Source organism: Allosphingosinicella deserti (genome assembly GCF_003012735.1).
Taxonomy (GTDB): domain Bacteria; phylum Pseudomonadota; class Alphaproteobacteria; order Sphingomonadales; family Sphingomonadaceae; genus Allosphingosinicella; species Allosphingosinicella deserti.
Window position 1 is genome coordinate 178,947 of the sequence record NZ_PXYI01000006.1, and the last position, 14,707, is coordinate 193,653.

Sequence of the window (14,707 nt, forward strand, 5' to 3'; positions counted from 1 at the left end):
GTCATAGGTCGGCACCGGCCGCGAAACCTGCGCCGCCGCCACGGTCCGGAGGCTGCAGCAACGAACGTCTTCATCTCTTCCCTTCGGCTCTCCTCAGCCGAGTGAACCGTCGCCGCACCAAATGTGCGGCAATCCATTACGGAACCGTAACAACTTCGTTGGTCCCGAGGGCGCGCGCACGTTACGCCTCCGCCGGAGCTGCTCGGACCATTATTTGACCAGTATTAACTGGTGGCCCCGGCCCGGCAGGAGAGAGGACGTATCGGACGGTGGCGCTTCCCCGCTCCCCCGGTGTACGCTGGTCCGCCGCGAACCAGGAGACGATCGACATGGCCACCGGAGGATGCCTGTGCGGCGCCGTGCGCTACCGGATTACCGGTCCGCTGCGCGCAACCTCGCTCTGCCATTGCGAGTCCTGCCGCCGCGCCACCGGCGGCCCGTCGCTGGCCTGGGCGATCTTCGGCGAAGACGATGTCGAGATCACCTCCGGCACGCTCGCCGTCTACGAGAGCTCGCCCGGCGTCGAGCGCGGTTTCTGCGCGCGCTGCGGTACGTCGCTCAGCTATCGCCGCGCCAATCGCCCGGGCCTGTTCGACGTCACCACCGCCTCGCTCGACGATCCGGAAGCCTTCCCGCCCGACAAGGAAATCTGGATCGAGGAGCGTCTCTCCTTCGTCGCGCCCAACCCCGATCTGCCGCAACATGCCCAATTCAGCACGCCGTCCGCGCCGCCCGGCGCCGGCGTCCTGTGATCTGCCCGCGGTCGCAGGACCGGCCGCGTTAGTTCCTTGAAGGCTGAGAGTTGAGAGGGAGACCCGCTCCGCGCCGTCCACGAAGAATGGGGCGGCAGTGGAACGTTGCGGCAGCCGGCTGCCGCGGCCATGATCGAGAGCATGACCATCCGTTCTCTCGCTGACGCGGACGCGCGCCTTCGCGGCGCGGTGGACGCGGTGTACCGCGTGTTCGCACGACGTGCCCCCGCGCGCATCGATGGATGTCCATGCTGCATCGCAGGGCGCGACGTGGATGTCTTGCTCAGCAAGCCGTTGCCGTCGCTAAGCGGTCAGTAACTGTGGCCCTACGTCTCGGGCGTCTTCTTCACGGTGGGGAGCGAGGAGGACTTTCGATACCTGCTGCCGCGCATTCTCGAGATATCGGTCGACGATCCCGGAAACGCTAACGATCCCGAGATCGTGCTGGCCAAGATCGGCATGGCCAATTGGCATTCATGGTCCACCGGCGAGCGGGGGGTGATCGAGGCGTTCGTGGATGCCTGGTCTCATGCGGCGCTCGCGCAGGACCTGGAAGCCGCCGCCGAGGGCTGGATCGGTCAGGATGCCGAAAGCGTGCTCTGCGGCGCAGCGCGGGCAGGCTTCGATCTTGCGCCCTGGCTCGAGCAATTGCAGCGGCCCGAGGCGTCTGCAGTCCTTGCCGATCTAAAATCGCGCTACCCAAAACAGCTGTCGCCCTTCTGGGAAGACGCGCCCGAAGCGTCCGCGCGACTGGCAACGATCCTCGGAGCAACACAATAGTCCCGAGCAACTGCTGCCCGGCCTTGCTCGGAAAAGCGTGTTTCGCTTTCCGCCATCGCCGCTTACGCTCGCACCAAAGGAGCGCATTGGACGCTATGGCCCGCGGACGACCCCACACGAACCTGCCTCCGCCCTACCTCAAGCGGGTGTGGCTCGACGACGATGCGGTGCCCGATCGCGCTGTCTACCCATTCTGCCTGCCGCTGTTCCGCGACCGCGGCTTTGAACTCGCCTTCGATCGGCCGGTGACGATCATCGTCGGTGAGAACGGCACCGGCAAATCGACCCTGCTCGAAGGCATCGCCGTGGTCGCCGGCTTCGACGAGGGCGGCGGCGGGCCGGGCTACCGCACCATCGACAATGAGGGTGCGGTCGCGCGAGGCGGCGGCGATCTTGCCGCCGCGCTGAAGGCGAGCTGGCTGCCCAAGGTGGGGCAGGGCTGGTTCTTCAAGGCGGAGAGCTTCTTCTCGGTCGCCCGCTACCTCGACGATGCGGCGAGGGACGCCCTCAGCGCACCACCCGATTATCTCTCCCATTCCCACGGCGAAGGCTTCATGCGCTTCTTCGAGGAACGGTGCGAGCGCCCCGGCATCTTCCTGTTCGACGAGCCCGAGTCGGCGCTGTCGCTGACCCGGCAGTTCGAGTTCCTGAAGCTGCTCCGGCGCATCGATCGCAACGGCAAGACCCAGGTGATCATGGCCACCCACGCGCCGATCCTGATGGCGCTGCCCGATGCGCGCCTGCTCCGTCTCGGCAAATACGGGCTCGAGCCGGTCGCGTTCGAGGAGACCGATCATTACCGGCTGATGCGGGAATTCATCCTCGATTGGCGAAGCACGGTCGAGACAATGCTCGACGCGTGATCCGGATTCTGGGGATCGATTGCGTCGAGCATGCCCGGAGCGAACGCCGTAGCGCAAAGGATCCGGGGTGTTGGCGGCCGACATCCCAGCTCTCCTTTGCGTTTCGACAACGCGCCTTTTCGATCGATCTTGCGGCCTCGAAGGATCACCCCTCCTGCGCGTGCTCCGCGATCAGCCGGTTCACCTGGTCGAGCTGGTCGCGAACGGTCTCGGGCGTCTCGGTGAGCGGCCCGTCGCCGCGGTCGGACTCTTCTTCCGCCTCGAGCAAACGAAGCCGCTCCTCAAGCCGCGATCTCTCGTCCTGCAGCTTGGTGAGCGTGTCGTCCTGAAGGTCGTCGTGCATCGTGCATCCCTTGTACGCCGCGCGCCGTTCGACGCGCCTTGGTGGAAACATTGGGTTCGCAGGAGGTGCGGTGCGCAAGGAGCGACCTGCACCGAGCGAGCCCGATGCGGTCCGACATCGCGATCCGAAGGATCGCCAGAGGGGCCCGGCCCGCACATCCTGAACGGCATCGGCCTCGGGAAGGTTCCGGCGCTTCGGGTGCTGCCAGCCGATGATCCCGGCCGTCCGCCACGCCGCGGACGGGCATTCGGCCCCAGCAAGCTGCTTCGCCATCACCGGGAACGACCCGATCGTGCCGCATCTCCGATGGACTTTCCTGTGTGTTCATGCTACGTTCCGCCGCTCTTTCCTGGCCGCCACCTAGAAGCTTGTGCCGTGTCGTTGCGTCGCTTTGCTCTTTGACATGTGAAGCTCTGGATCGCGCGCCCGGCAGCCGTGACGCACGTGCAGGGCGCCGGGCGCTCAGATGCTGCGCTGCGTCACCTGTTTAACAGGCCCGATACAGGTGTCTTCGCTGCACGGCAGCACTCCAAACCCCCGGCTGTACTACCGTGCAGACGAACGCATAGCGGGAGACGCCCGCCCGGGTCCTCTCCAGACACAGCGTTCAAGCGCAACCGGTGACGCAGCGTCGGATGGGGTAGCCGTCGAACTCCAGGAGTCGCGCAACAGCCCGCCGCGCCCGCATGCCCGATGCAACGTCCGGCGCGGTCGGGTCGTTTCGCCTGCGGCAGCACGTCCGCCGATCAAGGAGAAGGAAGATGCGCAAGGTCTTGCTCGGGTCCGCAATCCTGTGTCTCGCGCTCGCGACCGTCGAGCAGGTGGAGGCGCAGGCCCGAGGGTTGCGCGGCGTCAGCGGCGGGGTTGGCGCTGCTGTGGGGCGGGGACCTGCCCCCGGGATCGGCCATGGACCCGGCCCCGGACGAACGGGGCTGGTGGACCGAGTGCAAGGCAGATGGCGCGGCGGCAGCCCGCATGGCGGCTGGAGCGGGACCGACTGGCGCCCCGGTCCACGCGGGAACGGCCTTCCGCTCGGCGGCAACGGACTCCCGGTCGGCGGCAACGGCATTCCGGTCGGCGGCGACTGGGCCGATCGCACGGGCCGCTGGGGCGGCTCCCCCGGCGGTGCCCGCTATGGGAACGCCGACCGCGGAGGATGGAATGGCGGATCGCATCGCGATTGGCAGGGCAGCGACCGCGGCGACCGCCCTCGTGGGGCGGAACATGGCCGCGGCCGGGAGGGTCGCGGGCGCTGGGATATTGGTGGCGGAGCCTATGCCGATGGGATCGGCATCGGCGACGGCTGGGCGTCGGCGGAGGCGAGCACGCGCACCGAAGCGCCGCCACAGGCCGGGACCGGCGCGACCTGGCGCAATCCCTGCCGCAGCTTCTGGTGGGACGGCTGGTCCTGGCGCTGCTGATGCGCGGGCGGCGGGCTAAGCGAGCCCGTCGCAGGCCGCGGCGGCTGGCGGACGCGAAGCGAGTAACCCCGCAGCCGTTGATCCGTCCCGCATCTTCCGGCGTCTCCCTTGCCGGCAAGCGTGCCTGCGGGAATTGCCGCAGTGCCCGGAAGGCTGTTACCGTGCCCGAAACGAGGCCGCTCCGGGGGAAGAATGCGCCGATCGCGCGATGATGTGTTCGAATGGCTGGACTCCGGCCGCGTCGTTGCGGGGCGTGAAGGCGAGGTGCTCCGCGTCGCCGGCATGCTTCCGACGCCGGCCGAATGGCGGGGCTTTCTCGGTCAGCTGACGCTGTGGCTCGGAACGATCGCACTCGCAGCGGCGGTCATCTTCTTCTTCGCCTTCAACTGGGACGATCTCGGGCGTTTCGCCAAGTTCGGCTTGGTCGAGGGGGCGATCGTCGCGGCTCTGATCGCAGCCTGGCGCGTCGACCTGGACGGCAGCGTCGGCAAGGCCGTGCTGCTGCTTCTCGCATTGCTCACCGGGGCGCTGCTGGCCCTCACCGGCCAGATCTATCAGACGGGCGCCGACACCTACGAATTGTTCGCCTGGTGGGCCGTGCTGATTTTGCCCTGGGTGCTGGCCGGCCGCTTCAGCCCGTTGTGGCTGTTCTGGCTCGCTCTGCTGAACCTCGCCACCTTCTTTTACTGCACTTTGTCCTGGGACGAGGAGCAGGTTTTGTGGGGGCTGTTCGCGCTCAACAGCGTCGCGCTCGTCGCCTGGGAAGCGGCGCACCGCGCGGGGATCTCCTGGTTGCAGGACGATTGGCCGCCGCGGCTGGCAGCGGTCGCCGGTGGGGTCATGGCGACGGCGCTGGCGATCTGGGCGATCGTCGACTCCGATCCCGCACGGGGAGTGGGGGCGATCGGCTACGCGGTCTGGCTCGCGTCGCTCTACGGGTGGTACCGCTATGTCCGGCCCGATCTGTTCATGCTCGCGGGCGGCGTGCTCAGCCTGGTGGTGGCGATCACGGTTTTCCTCGGCGAGCATCTGCTCGACAATGACAGTGCCGGCGGGTTCCTGTTCGTCGGCCTGGTCGTGATCGGCATGTCGGCCGGCGGAGCGATCTGGCTTAAATCGGTCGCGCGGGAGCAACGGGCATGAACGCTGCGGACCTCTGGGGCCGGCTGCGTGCCGAAGGCCTCGTCGAAGGGGAGATTCCGGTCGCGGACCGCCCGGCCTCGCCCTGGTTCGTGCGGGTGATGCTCGGCATCGCCGGCTGGATCGGCGCCTTCTTCCTGATCCTGTTCGTCGGCGCCGCCTTCGAATTCATCATGAAGAGCCCGGCCTTTGCGGTCGGCGCGGGCGCCGCCTGCTGCGCCGGCGCCTTCGCGCTGTTCCGCGGCTTCGACGGCAACGATTTCGCCGAGCAATTCGGCCTTGCCGTCAGCCTTGCCGGCCAGATCCTGATGATCATCGGCCTCGCCGATTATCTGGAGCCGGAGCAAGGCCCGTTCTACTTCCTGGTCGCCGCGCTGCAGGTGGTGCTCGCCGTGGCGGTGCCCAACTTCATCCACCGGGTGCTGGCCGCCAGCGGAGCCGCGATCGCGCTTGCGCTCGGGATCAACCAGCTCGGCCTGCCGGGTCTCTCCGCGCCTCTGCTCGCCGCGGGGCTCGCCTGGATCTGGCTGGAGCCCCGGCGCTGGGCCGCGAAGGGTCGCCTCTGGCGGCCGATCGGCTACGGGCTGGTGCTCGGCCTGCTGCTGATCGAGACCTTCCGCCTGGTGGGCGCAGCGCGCTGGTTTGGCCTCGCCGACCATGCGCCGGGCTGGATCCGGCTGCACGGCCCGCTGATCGGACGCTGCGCGATCGCCGCCTTGCTCGTCTGGGTCGCGATCGCCGAGACGAAGCGGGAAGGGTTCGCGCCGACCAGCCGGGTGGCGCTCGTCGCCGGCGGAGCCGCCTTGCTCTTCGGACTGCTCGCGCTTGGCGCACCCGGACTTGGCTCCGCGCTGCTGATCCTGCTGCTTGGCTTCGCCGCCGGCAACCGAATCCTGCTGGCGGTCGGCATCCTCAGCCTGCTCGGCTTCGTCGCCCATTTCTACTACAGCCTGCACCTCACCCTGCTCGAGAAATCGGGGCTGCTTGCGATCACCGGCCTGTGCCTGCTCGCCGCGCATGTCCTCCTGCGGCGCGGCGTCGCCGCATCCGGCACCGGGGAGACGGTCCATGTCTGAGTCGATGCGGCTGAGCCCTGCGGTGCGCAAGGCGATCGTCTTGCTCGCCGGCCTCCTCATGCTCGCGTTCGTCAATTTCGGCATCTTCCAGCGCGAGCAATTGGTCACCCACGGGCGCATCATCCTGCTGAAGCTCAGCCCCGTCGATCCGCGCTCGCTGCTGCAGGGCGATTATATGCGGCTGAACTTCGAGGCCGCGGACCAGGCCTTTCCCGCGCGCCGGCGCTTCGCAAACGACCAGCGTCGCGGCGACGGCCATATCGTCGTTGCGGTGGATGGGCACGGCGTCGGCCGCTTCCGCCGCATCGGCGACGGAGCGCCGCTCGCCCCGGGCGAAGTCGCGCTTCGCTACCGGATGCGGGGCGGACAGCCCCATTTCGGCACCAACGCCTATTTCTTCGAGGAAGGGCAGGCCGCGGCTTATGAGAAAGCGGCCTATGGCGAGTTCCGGGTCGGCGACGACGGTGAGGCGATCCTCACCGGCCTGCGGGACGCACGGGGCGTGCGGCTGGGCAGATCCCGTTGAGTCGAAGGGCACTTCAAAGAAGCACACCGAATGTTCTTCGGTGTCTGGTTGAGTGCATTCACACCATGGAAGGCCAGTGTCTCTGATGCGGATGGTCGTTGCATTCCTTGTTGCGCCGTTCCCGGCCGCGCTCGTGCAGGCGCTTGTCGTCGGCTTCTGGCCCAAGCCTGGCCAGGGTGTTTTCGAGAACCCAGCATCCATGTTCGTGGCCATCAGTCTGTTGTTCTATGCGTTCGAGATCGTGCTGGGCCTTCCATTGGCGCTGTTGCTGCGCAGACGCTTCTCGCCCAGCCTGCGTCTCTATGCCGTCGTGGGTTCGGCCGCAGCGGCTGCGCCTGTCGCCATCATGCTCGGCTTGACCGCCGTTCGGGGCGAGCTTGCATTGTATGGAGCCGTGTACCTCTTGGCGCTGTTCGGCCTCGGGGGGCTTACAGCTGGTGCCGTGTTCTGGCAGATCGCGCGCCCGGACCGGCGCCGGGGTGAGCGGGATCGTGCGTCCGAACTCGCCGGACGTTTCAGCTGATCGCGCAGTCCTCGCTGTCGTCGGGGCAACGAACAGCATAAGGTGTTTTCGACTGCATGCCCGGATCAGGCTGGAGCAGCTTGATCACAGATCATGCTGGTTCTTAGCGCCGGTAGCCTCTGGTCCGCAGATCATCCCCACCGCCGCGTCGGCGACCGCCTGCAGCTCCGCTTCGCTTGCGCCGCCGCGGGCACGGACCGCGAGGGTGTGGAGCATGCCGGTGGCGAGCTTGGCGTGCACGACGGGGTCGGTGCCGGGCGGGAGCTCGCGCGTTGCCGTCCTGAACTTGGCTTCGAACGCGCCGTCCAGCTGCTCAAAGGAGAGCGTCAGCACCGCCCGCACCTCGTTCTCCACCGCCGCCTCGGTCACAGCGGTGCCGACCAGGAAGCAGCCGCGGCCGACCGGATCGCCCCGCAGATAGAGCTGCACGGTGGCCGCATAGAGCCGCGCCAACAGCGGGCGGAGCGGGCCGGGCGCCGCGAGGGCGCGCTCCAGCGCACCGATCATATCGGCCCGGGTCCGCTCCAGCGTCGCGAGGTAGAGCGTGCGCTTGTCCCCGAATGCGCCGTAGAGGCTGGGACGGTTGAGCCCTGTCGCTGCGGCGAGATCGTCGAGCGACGTCGCAGCATAGCCGCTGCGCCAGAATGCGTCGCGCGCTTTCAGGAGCACCTCGTCACGATCGAAGGCCGGCGGACGCCCGCGACGGCGCGGCGGCTCATTCTGTACCATTTCGCAAAGAATCCTTGACGTGATCTATTTTGTACCGGATTGTATGAAAATCAACAAGGCGGAAGGAACATGCGATGGATCTCTATTTCTCCCCGCTGGCATGCTCGCTCGGTGCGCGCATCGCCCTCTACGAGGCCGGCGCCGAAGCAGGCTACCACCTCGTCGACGCCGCAACCAAGACGACGCAGGGACGCGACTATCGCCAGATCAATCCCAAGGGATTGGTGCCGGCGATCCGCACCGTCGACGGGGAGGTGCTGAGCGAAAATGCCGCGGTGCTCCAGTATATCGCCGATTGCTTCCCCAAGGCGAAGCTTGCGCCAGCCGCCGGTCCGGAGCGCTACCGTCTCCAGCAATGGCTGAGCTTCATTGCCACCGAACTCCACAAGGCAGTGTTCGCGCCCTTGCTCGGCCGGAACTCGAACGATGGCGCCCGCGACTATGCCCGCGCCCTTGCCGCCGAGCGCTTCGACTATCTGAACGCGGAGCTGTCGTCGCGGGACTATCTGCTCGGCACGTTCAGCGTCGCCGACGCCTATCTCGCCGCCGTGCTCAACTGGGCGCCCTACGTGAAGATCGATCTTGCCCAATGGCCGGACGTCGCGGCCTATCGCGACCGGCTTGCCGCACGGCCGAGCGTCGCTCGGGCGATGGCGGAGGAGATGGACCTCTACAGACAGGCGGCGTGACCTCGCCTGCGCCGCATCCCGCGTGGGCCCCGGGGAGCGGCGCACCGGACGACCAGGTGCCGCTTACTGGACGAGCCAGTAGATCAGGACGAAGCCGCCAAGAGCCAGGCCGAACAGCCACGTGCGGCGGTTGTCGCGAGCCTTCCCTTCCGGGCCGGTGAGGGCCTCGCTCCGGCCTGCGTTGAGACGCTCGAATGCTTCGGCGCTGTCCGGGTTGCGAATGACGTAGCTGCGCTGGATCGTGGTGAAGGCGGTGGTGCCGTCATCGCCGAAATCGAACGCACGCTGGACGCTGGAAAGGGCAGGGATGCGGCGGTGCGCCGTCCTTGCCGCGGCGGCGCGAAAGCACAGCAGCGAAACGAGCGCGAGGATCGCCGCGAAGGCGAAGAGCGGGCCGCCGCGCCCGGGATCGCGCAAAGCATCGGCGATTCCCTCCTTGATCAGGAACAGGGCGAAGGCGGCGGTCAGAAATCCGGGAAAGGCGAGTTCGGAAAAGACGATGCTCTTCAGCCGTTCGGCCGCCGTGATCGGCTGATGTTCGCTGCGATGCCGGCGGACGCAGTCCGCGCAGAACAGGGGATCGGCCCGGGCGATGCGATGCTGCCAGGGCCCGTCATTCTGATTGTTGAACATGAACACCTTGACGACCGGTAGCCGGTGGGTCGCCTGCGCTCCGCAATTGGGGCACAAGGGTGGGTAGGCCAGCGCCTCGATAGGGCCCGCGAGCAAGATGCGGTGTCCGCCGTTGCCGAGCCCCTCCGTCCCCAGTTCCGGTTGGATGACAGCCAACATGGCCCCCTTCTGCGCCTCCGCAGAAATGCTGTGGCGCCATGCCTTGTCACGCCTGGCGAACGGGACGGCAACCCGCTTCGTCGCGAACCGACAGCCGATGAGCAACCGTGCCGTGCCGGGAGCGGCGACGTTGCGCAATCTTGCCTAGCGGTCTCCCGCGCTCGTAAGGCGGGGCATGCAGCCGATCCGCCCGCTCGGGCCCGCCGATTTCGAAACCATCCAGCGCCATCGCGAGGCGATGTTCCGCGACAGCGGCCGGCCGGAGGCGGTGATCGCCGAACTCAAGGCGCCCTTCGCGGCCTGGCTTGCGCCGCGGCTCTCCGATGGCCGCTATTTCGGCTGGCTGGTCGAGGATGCGGGCTCCGTCGTGGCAGGTCTCGGCATGATGGAGATCGAATGGCCGCCCCACCCGTCGCACCCGACCAGTGACAAGAGGGGCTACATCCTCAACGTCTATGTCGAGCCGAGCCACCGTCGTCAGGGCTTGGCCAAACGCCTGATGGACGCGGCGATGGCGGAGGCGAAAACGCGCGGGCTCGAATATATCGTTCTCCACGCCACCGAGCAGGGCCGCCCGCTCTACACCTCTCTCGGCTGGGCCTCCTCGCGCGAAATGGCGATCAGCGTTCCGAAAAGCTGAGAGGGCATCTCTCTCTTCTCTTTCTCTCTCGGGGTTCCACACCCGGCCCGCCCTACGACAGGCCGGTACACCAACGGCCCGCGATACCCTCGGCTCGTCATACCCCCGGCTCGTCATACCGGCGAAGGCGGGTATCTCAGGTCGAGTTAGCACGAGGGGGGAAGCGACCGGCGCTCTTGTCTGCACGGCAGCGGCCGCGCATGACGATCAAGGATGAGCAATCCCCGACGGGCGCCGTCGCTGCACCTTGAACCCGGGTGAGCCGCAACCCTATCTGGTTTGGAGAGGCCACGTCCTCCCCCGCATAGGGTTCAGGTCCGGGACGGCCCGGCAGCTTTGCAAGGAGGCTGTCGTGGCCTGGTTTCTGTTGATCGTCGCCGGATTGCTCGAAATCGTCTGGGCTTCCGCGATGAAGCTTTCGGACGGGTTCAGCCGGCTTGGTCCGTCTTTGGTGACCGCCGCGGCGATGTTGGCGAGCTTCGGCCTGCTCGCGCTCGCCATGCGGTCGCTCCCGCTCGGCACCGCTTACACGGTCTGGACCGGTATCGGTGCAGTCGGCGCCTTCGCCGTCGGCATTGTCTGGATGGGCGAAGCGGCAAGTCCGATGCGGCTCCTCGCCGCCGGGCTGATCATTTCCGGCCTGGTGCTGATGAAGCTTTCGGCGGGATGAGCGGCCGCGGCCTCACTTGGGCCGCGGCTTCAGATCGCTCGACGCGATGTGCCATTTGCGCTGCTCGGCGGTGGATCCGTCCACGTCGTTGACCCGGCGCAGGGTAACGGGCCCGTTCATGTGGACTTCGGCGCCGCTCTTCAGCCGCCCGTAAACCACCACCGGAACCTCGACGTAGAGCGATCCGGCGGCGCCTTCGATGCTGCCCGGTGCCCCGATCTGGGCGTGATATTCGGAATATTTGCCGAAGCTCGCGGCAAAGGCCTCGCGGCTCATCCCGCTTGCCCTGCCTCCGTCCGACCAGAGCCGCCACGCATCGCCATATTTGCCGCCTTCGAGCAAGGCGAAATAGGTCTGTACGACGTTGGCCGCGCCCTGCGCGCTGGTTGCGGCGAAGGAGGCCTCCGAGACCGGGGTGCGATCGTCCGGAAGCCCGCCGGGCGTGCCGGGCGCCGGGGGTTGGACCGGGGGAAGGGCGGCGAGATTCGCCTCCGCAACGTAGTTGCCGCTGTCGTCCGCAGGGGGTTCGCGGGAGGCGGCGGCGTCACCGGGCGTGTCCGAGGTCTGGACGTTCGCAGCATCGTTGGAAAGCTGATTGCCGACGGAGGCGCCATCTTGCGAGCAGCCGGCGAGAGTCAGGGCGGCGAGCCCTGCCAGGAAATCATTACGCATGAGGCATGAACGAGGCTGCCTTGTGCGGGTTCCTGCATTGGTGGCGGTATGTCGTGCCCGCACGGCGGTTCAACGCCGACGGTCCGCCCCGCAGCGGCAGAGATCCCGGCGAGCGAAGCTCCCGGCGAATTCGGCCGCAAGAGACGGGGTGCCGTTCTCCGCGGGATGAACGAAAGCGCCGGCGATCAGGGAGACCGAGCATGCCAAGTTCGAATGCCGATGCCGCCGAGACAGGCGTGAACCTCCGAGGCCGGACGGAGCATACGACCCGCGCGCAACCGAGCGGGACTGCCTCCGCCCCGATTGCAGCACGGCTCTTAGCGCTCGACTGGAACCGTATCGCGCGGGATCTCGACGGTCAGGGCTGGGCCACCACCGGTCCGCTGCTCACCCCCGAGGAATGCGAACGGCTCGCCGCCCTCTACGATTCGGATGCGCCCTTCCGAAGCCGGGTCGTGATGGCGCGGCACGGCTTCGGGCAGGGGGAATATCGATATTTCGCCTATCCGCTGCCGGACACGGTCGCGGCGCTCCGCAGGCATCTTTATGCCCGTCTGGTGCCGACCGCGGAGAGCTGGCGCGAACGCCTCGGCCAGGCCGGCACGGACGCCTATCCGGCGGATCACGAGGACTATCTCGGCCGTTGCCACGCCGCGGGCCAGATGCGGCCGACGCCTTTGCTGCTGCGCTACGGGCCCGGCGATTACAATTGCCTGCATCAGGATCTCTACGGCGAGCTCGCCTTTCCGCTCCAGGCCGCTTTCCTGCTCTCCGAGCCCGGCCGCGGGTTCGAGGGCGGCGAGTTCGTGCTGACCGAGCAGCGCCCGCGGATGCAGTCGCGAGTCCACGTCGTGCCGCTGCAGCAGGGAGAGGCGGCGATCTTCGCGGTCAACCAGCGTCCTGTTCAAGGCGCAAGGGGCAGCTACCGCGTCATCATGCGACACGGCGTCAGCCCGCTGCGCGCGGGGCGGCGCCATACGCTCGGCATCATCTTCCACGACGCCGCCTGAGCCTGCGGTCACCGCCCGTTGCTCGAACGGAGTCTCTGGTCCATCCATCGGCCGGAGGGAGAGGCATCATCAAGCAGTCAGAGGCAGAGGCATTCGCCGCGACCTGGATCGCCGACTGGAACCGGCGCGATCTCGACGCGATCCTCGGTCATTATACCGAGGATATTCGATTCCACTCGCCCTTTGCGCGCGCGCTGATCGGGGACGGCCTCGTCGTCGGCAGGGCAGCGCTCCGGGCCTATTGGACCGAAGGCCTGAAGCGGCGGCCGGCCCTGCGGCTCGAATTGATCGACCTGTTCATAGGCGACAGCGCGCTGGCCCTGCATTTCCGCGACGAGACCGGGCGGCGGACGGTGGAGACGATGATCTTCGATGCGCAGGGGAAGGTGATGCTCTCGACCGGATGCTATCGCAGCTGAGCTCTGGAAAGGGTGCGCGGATCGGAAGACGAGCCACGCTCGTTACACCGCCATGCCGTCGACGATCATCCGCCGGTTCGACTATCGCGAGGACAGCGGCGAGCTCGACGTGCTGTTTACCACCGGCCGCCGCTACGTCTATCGCGACGTGCCGCCCGAAGCCGCCGCGGCCTTCCGCGCCGCCTTCGCCAAAGGACGTCACTTCAACGCTCATATTCGCGGCCGCTATGCGTATGAGCAGCGGCCAGTCAGCGACGCTGCGTGATTCGGTTCACCATGTTGGGAGCTTGACAGCTTCGCAAGGGCATCGCTCTTGCGCACGTCCCTTCCTATCGATCAGAAGCGCAACCGCCTAACTAGCTGACCCGTCCTGCGGGCTTGGCGGTGATCTTCCGATGTGTGGCTTTGGAACGCGAACCGACGGGATCATGTGAGCAGGTAGAGATCGCTGTCCGGGTCGCCACGGTGACCTCGTTCGGCGAGCCTGAAGCCGGCTGCGGTCAGCAAGGCGATCGACCGGTCGTTCCTTGGATCGACGGTGGCGCGCACCGGGGAGATAACGCGGCTTTCGGCGAACCGAAGCAGGGACTCCAGCAATTCGCGCCCGAGGCCCTGTCCCCACCGGTCGGCGGCAAGACCGTAGATCAGCTCCTCGCTCCCGTCGCCTGGCCGCGCAAATCCTGCCCAGCCGATCAGCCGGCCGCTCGCATTCTCGACCACCGCGCCGGTTCCGAATCCGAAAGAGGCCAAATTCTCGTTGGAGCGCGCGACCCACAATCGGGCAACATCCTGGCTCAGCGGCAGCCCTTCATCGACGAATTGGTGAACCAGCGGATCGGCGAACAGGGTCACGAGCGGCTCAACGTCTTCCGGGCGGAAGGGACGGATCGTCAGATGAGCGGTCTTCAACGCGGATCCGTACAGCATTCTCTTACTTCCCCGTGCAGACGTACGGATCTTCTTGTTCCTGCCGGGTCTGCTGGGCAATGCCGCGCAGGCTCGCTTCGTCCCGGAGAATGGCCCCGTCATGCCGACGCCCGAAACTGCGCTCACCATCATCGACATGCAGCAATGCATGGCCGATCCCGCCACGCCGCCGCGCAATAATCCGGATGCGGAAGCGAACATCGCACGCCTGCTCGCGACCTGGCGCGCGGCGCTGCGTCCGATCGTCCATGTCCGCCACATCTCGCGCGATCCGGCATCGGGCTTTCGTCCGGGCCAGCCGGGCGTGCTTTTCCAGGATGCGTTTCTGCCGGCGGCCGGAGAGCATGTCGTCGACAAGCATGTCACCGATGCCTTTGCGGGTTCCGGCCTCGAGCGGTTCCTGCGTGTCCGCTCGATCGGCAGTCTGGTCGTCGTCGGGGTCGCTACCAACTACTCGGTGGAGGCAACGGTACGCGCGGCCGCTTGCCTCGGTTTCTCCGTGACCCTGGTGTCGGACGCCTGTTTCACCTTCGATCGCCCCGATCTCGACGGACGGCCCCGGCGCGCCGACGACATTCACCGCGTTTCGCTCGCCAACCTCGCCGGTGAATATGCGACGGTTTGCACGGCGGAGGAGGTCCTCGCCGGCTGAGCGAGGCGGCGACCGTTTCTAGCCCCGCCGATCCGTGCGATACCGGCACCTTGCAAGCGGGGGGAAGCCGATGAGACGGGGGC

General features: G+C 67.2%; 20 protein-coding genes. 15 read left to right on the forward strand and 5 right to left on the reverse strand.

Going from position 1 to position 14,707, the window contains the following annotated elements; genetic code table 11:
• Positions 1–269: 269 nt before the first annotated feature.
• The 3 genes from C7I55_RS18345 to C7I55_RS18360 all read left to right on the forward strand — a co-directional run bounded on the left by C7I55_RS18345 (position 270) and on the right by C7I55_RS18360 (position 2,395).
• Complete coding sequence (locus C7I55_RS18345) at positions 270–752, forward strand: GFA family protein (RefSeq protein ID WP_233222286.1); 483 nt, start codon at positions 270–272, stop codon at positions 750–752.
• 441 nt (positions 753–1,193) lie between these two features.
• Positions 1,194–1,532 carry a hypothetical protein gene (locus tag C7I55_RS18355; protein ID WP_146151068.1) on the forward strand — a complete coding sequence of 113 codons (339 nt, stop codon included), beginning with the start codon at positions 1,194–1,196 and terminating at the stop codon, positions 1,530–1,532.
• A gap of 95 nt (positions 1,533–1,627) precedes the next feature.
• Positions 1,628–2,395 (forward strand): AAA family ATPase, encoded by a 768-nt coding sequence (locus tag C7I55_RS18360; RefSeq protein WP_106514477.1) that lies wholly within the window; start codon positions 1,628–1,630, stop codon positions 2,393–2,395.
• A gap of 145 nt (positions 2,396–2,540) precedes the next feature.
• On the opposite strand, the gene C7I55_RS18365 is transcribed toward C7I55_RS18360, so the two are convergent.
• On the reverse strand, positions 2,541–2,738 hold the full coding sequence (locus C7I55_RS18365) for a hypothetical protein (RefSeq protein WP_106514478.1): 198 nt from the start codon (positions 2,736–2,738) through the stop codon (positions 2,541–2,543).
• Positions 2,739–3,499: 761 nt separating this feature from the next.
• Here C7I55_RS18365 and C7I55_RS18370 point away from each other — a divergent pair.
• From C7I55_RS18370 to C7I55_RS18390, 5 genes are all read left to right on the forward strand, one after another.
• Positions 3,500–4,159, forward strand: a complete 660-nt coding sequence (locus C7I55_RS18370; RefSeq protein WP_106514479.1) for a hypothetical protein — start codon at positions 3,500–3,502, stop codon at positions 4,157–4,159.
• Positions 4,160–4,351: 192 nt separating this feature from the next.
• A complete protein-coding gene (locus C7I55_RS18375; protein ID WP_106514480.1) occupies positions 4,352–5,302 on the forward strand; it encodes a DUF2157 domain-containing protein in 951 nt (316 codons plus the stop codon).
• Complete coding sequence (locus tag C7I55_RS18380; RefSeq protein WP_106514481.1) at positions 5,299–6,375, forward strand: DUF4401 domain-containing protein; 1,077 nt, start codon at positions 5,299–5,301, stop codon at positions 6,373–6,375. Before C7I55_RS18375 ends, C7I55_RS18380 begins: the two co-directional genes overlap by 4 nt.
• Positions 6,368–6,901: a GDYXXLXY domain-containing protein gene (locus C7I55_RS18385; RefSeq protein WP_199192905.1), complete on the forward strand. Its 534-nt coding sequence runs from the start codon at positions 6,368–6,370 to the stop codon at positions 6,899–6,901. Before C7I55_RS18380 ends, C7I55_RS18385 begins: the two co-directional genes overlap by 8 nt.
• Before the next feature lie 76 nt (positions 6,902–6,977).
• Positions 6,978–7,424 (forward strand): hypothetical protein, encoded by a 447-nt coding sequence (locus tag C7I55_RS18390; RefSeq protein ID WP_158266488.1) that lies wholly within the window; start codon positions 6,978–6,980, stop codon positions 7,422–7,424.
• Between the two features lie 84 nt (positions 7,425–7,508).
• Here the strand turns inward: C7I55_RS18390 and C7I55_RS18395 are convergent, their stop codons facing one another.
• A complete protein-coding gene (locus tag C7I55_RS18395) occupies positions 7,509–8,153 on the reverse strand; it encodes a TetR/AcrR family transcriptional regulator (protein WP_106514483.1) in 645 nt (214 codons plus the stop codon).
• 74 nt (positions 8,154–8,227) lie between these two features.
• On the opposite strand from C7I55_RS18395, the gene C7I55_RS18400 reads away from it, so the two are divergent.
• Positions 8,228–8,842, forward strand: coding sequence for a glutathione binding-like protein (locus tag C7I55_RS18400; RefSeq protein ID WP_106514484.1), 615 nt, complete (start codon positions 8,228–8,230; stop codon positions 8,840–8,842).
• 63 nt (positions 8,843–8,905) lie between these two features.
• On the opposite strand, the gene C7I55_RS18405 is transcribed toward C7I55_RS18400, so the two are convergent.
• Positions 8,906–9,634 carry a hypothetical protein gene (locus C7I55_RS18405; protein WP_146151069.1) on the reverse strand — a complete coding sequence of 243 codons (729 nt, stop codon included), beginning with the start codon at positions 9,632–9,634 and terminating at the stop codon, positions 8,906–8,908.
• A 175-nt stretch (positions 9,635–9,809) separates the two neighbouring features.
• Here C7I55_RS18405 and C7I55_RS18410 point away from each other — a divergent pair, with 175 nt between their 5' ends.
• Positions 9,810–10,274, forward strand: coding sequence for a GNAT family N-acetyltransferase (locus C7I55_RS18410; protein ID WP_106514486.1), 465 nt, complete (start codon positions 9,810–9,812; stop codon positions 10,272–10,274).
• A 352-nt stretch (positions 10,275–10,626) separates the two neighbouring features.
• Positions 10,627–10,944, forward strand: coding sequence for a quaternary ammonium compound efflux SMR transporter SugE (gene sugE / locus C7I55_RS18415; RefSeq protein ID WP_106514487.1), 318 nt, complete (start codon positions 10,627–10,629; stop codon positions 10,942–10,944).
• Positions 10,945–10,956: 12 nt separating this feature from the next.
• Here the strand turns inward: sugE and C7I55_RS18420 are convergent, their stop codons facing one another.
• A complete protein-coding gene (locus tag C7I55_RS18420; RefSeq protein WP_106514488.1) occupies positions 10,957–11,616 on the reverse strand; it encodes a hypothetical protein in 660 nt (219 codons plus the stop codon).
• Between the two features lie 200 nt (positions 11,617–11,816).
• Between C7I55_RS18420 and C7I55_RS18425 the strand changes: the two genes are divergently transcribed.
• The 3 genes from C7I55_RS18425 to C7I55_RS18435 all read left to right on the forward strand — a co-directional run bounded on the left by C7I55_RS18425 (position 11,817) and on the right by C7I55_RS18435 (position 13,310).
• Positions 11,817–12,626 (forward strand): 2OG-Fe(II) oxygenase, encoded by an 810-nt coding sequence (locus C7I55_RS18425; protein ID WP_106514489.1) that lies wholly within the window; start codon positions 11,817–11,819, stop codon positions 12,624–12,626.
• Between the two features lie 107 nt (positions 12,627–12,733).
• On the forward strand, positions 12,734–13,045 hold the full coding sequence (locus C7I55_RS18430) for a YybH family protein (protein WP_269845224.1): 312 nt from the start codon (positions 12,734–12,736) through the stop codon (positions 13,043–13,045).
• Between the two features lie 52 nt (positions 13,046–13,097).
• Positions 13,098–13,310 (forward strand): KTSC domain-containing protein, encoded by a 213-nt coding sequence (locus tag C7I55_RS18435; protein WP_106514490.1) that lies wholly within the window; start codon positions 13,098–13,100, stop codon positions 13,308–13,310.
• Positions 13,311–13,471: 161 nt separating this feature from the next.
• On the opposite strand, the gene C7I55_RS18440 is transcribed toward C7I55_RS18435, so the two are convergent.
• A complete protein-coding gene (locus tag C7I55_RS18440) occupies positions 13,472–13,954 on the reverse strand; it encodes a GNAT family N-acetyltransferase (protein ID WP_158266489.1) in 483 nt (160 codons plus the stop codon).
• A gap of 52 nt (positions 13,955–14,006) precedes the next feature.
• Here C7I55_RS18440 and C7I55_RS18445 point away from each other — a divergent pair, with 52 nt between their 5' ends.
• Entirely contained in the window at positions 14,007–14,624 is a 618-nt protein-coding gene (locus tag C7I55_RS18445) for a cysteine hydrolase family protein (protein ID WP_199192907.1), read from the forward strand.
• Positions 14,625–14,707: the final 83 nt, after the last annotated feature.

Coding starts and splice junctions, on each gene's coding strand:
- C7I55_RS18360 (WP_106514477.1), top strand. CDS start 1,628: ATGGCCCGCGGACGACCCCACACGAACCTGCCTCCGCCCTACCTCAAG.
- C7I55_RS18365 (WP_106514478.1), bottom strand. CDS start 2,738: ATGCACGACGACCTTCAGGACGACACGCTCACCAAGCTGCAGGACGAG.
- C7I55_RS18370 (WP_106514479.1), top strand. CDS start 3,500: ATGCGCAAGGTCTTGCTCGGGTCCGCAATCCTGTGTCTCGCGCTCGCG.
- C7I55_RS18375 (WP_106514480.1), top strand. CDS start 4,352: ATGCGCCGATCGCGCGATGATGTGTTCGAATGGCTGGACTCCGGCCGC.
- C7I55_RS18380 (WP_106514481.1), top strand. CDS start 5,299: ATGAACGCTGCGGACCTCTGGGGCCGGCTGCGTGCCGAAGGCCTCGTC.
- C7I55_RS18385 (WP_199192905.1), top strand. CDS start 6,368: ATGTCTGAGTCGATGCGGCTGAGCCCTGCGGTGCGCAAGGCGATCGTC.
- C7I55_RS18395 (WP_106514483.1), bottom strand. CDS start 8,153: ATGGTACAGAATGAGCCGCCGCGCCGTCGCGGGCGTCCGCCGGCCTTC.
- C7I55_RS18400 (WP_106514484.1), top strand. CDS start 8,228: ATGGATCTCTATTTCTCCCCGCTGGCATGCTCGCTCGGTGCGCGCATC.
- C7I55_RS18405 (WP_146151069.1), bottom strand. CDS start 9,634: ATGTTGGCTGTCATCCAACCGGAACTGGGGACGGAGGGGCTCGGCAAC.
- C7I55_RS18410 (WP_106514486.1), top strand. CDS start 9,810: ATGCAGCCGATCCGCCCGCTCGGGCCCGCCGATTTCGAAACCATCCAG.
- C7I55_RS18420 (WP_106514488.1), bottom strand. CDS start 11,616: ATGCGTAATGATTTCCTGGCAGGGCTCGCCGCCCTGACTCTCGCCGGC.
- C7I55_RS18425 (WP_106514489.1), top strand. CDS start 11,817: ATGCCAAGTTCGAATGCCGATGCCGCCGAGACAGGCGTGAACCTCCGA.
- C7I55_RS18435 (WP_106514490.1), top strand. CDS start 13,098: ATGCCGTCGACGATCATCCGCCGGTTCGACTATCGCGAGGACAGCGGC.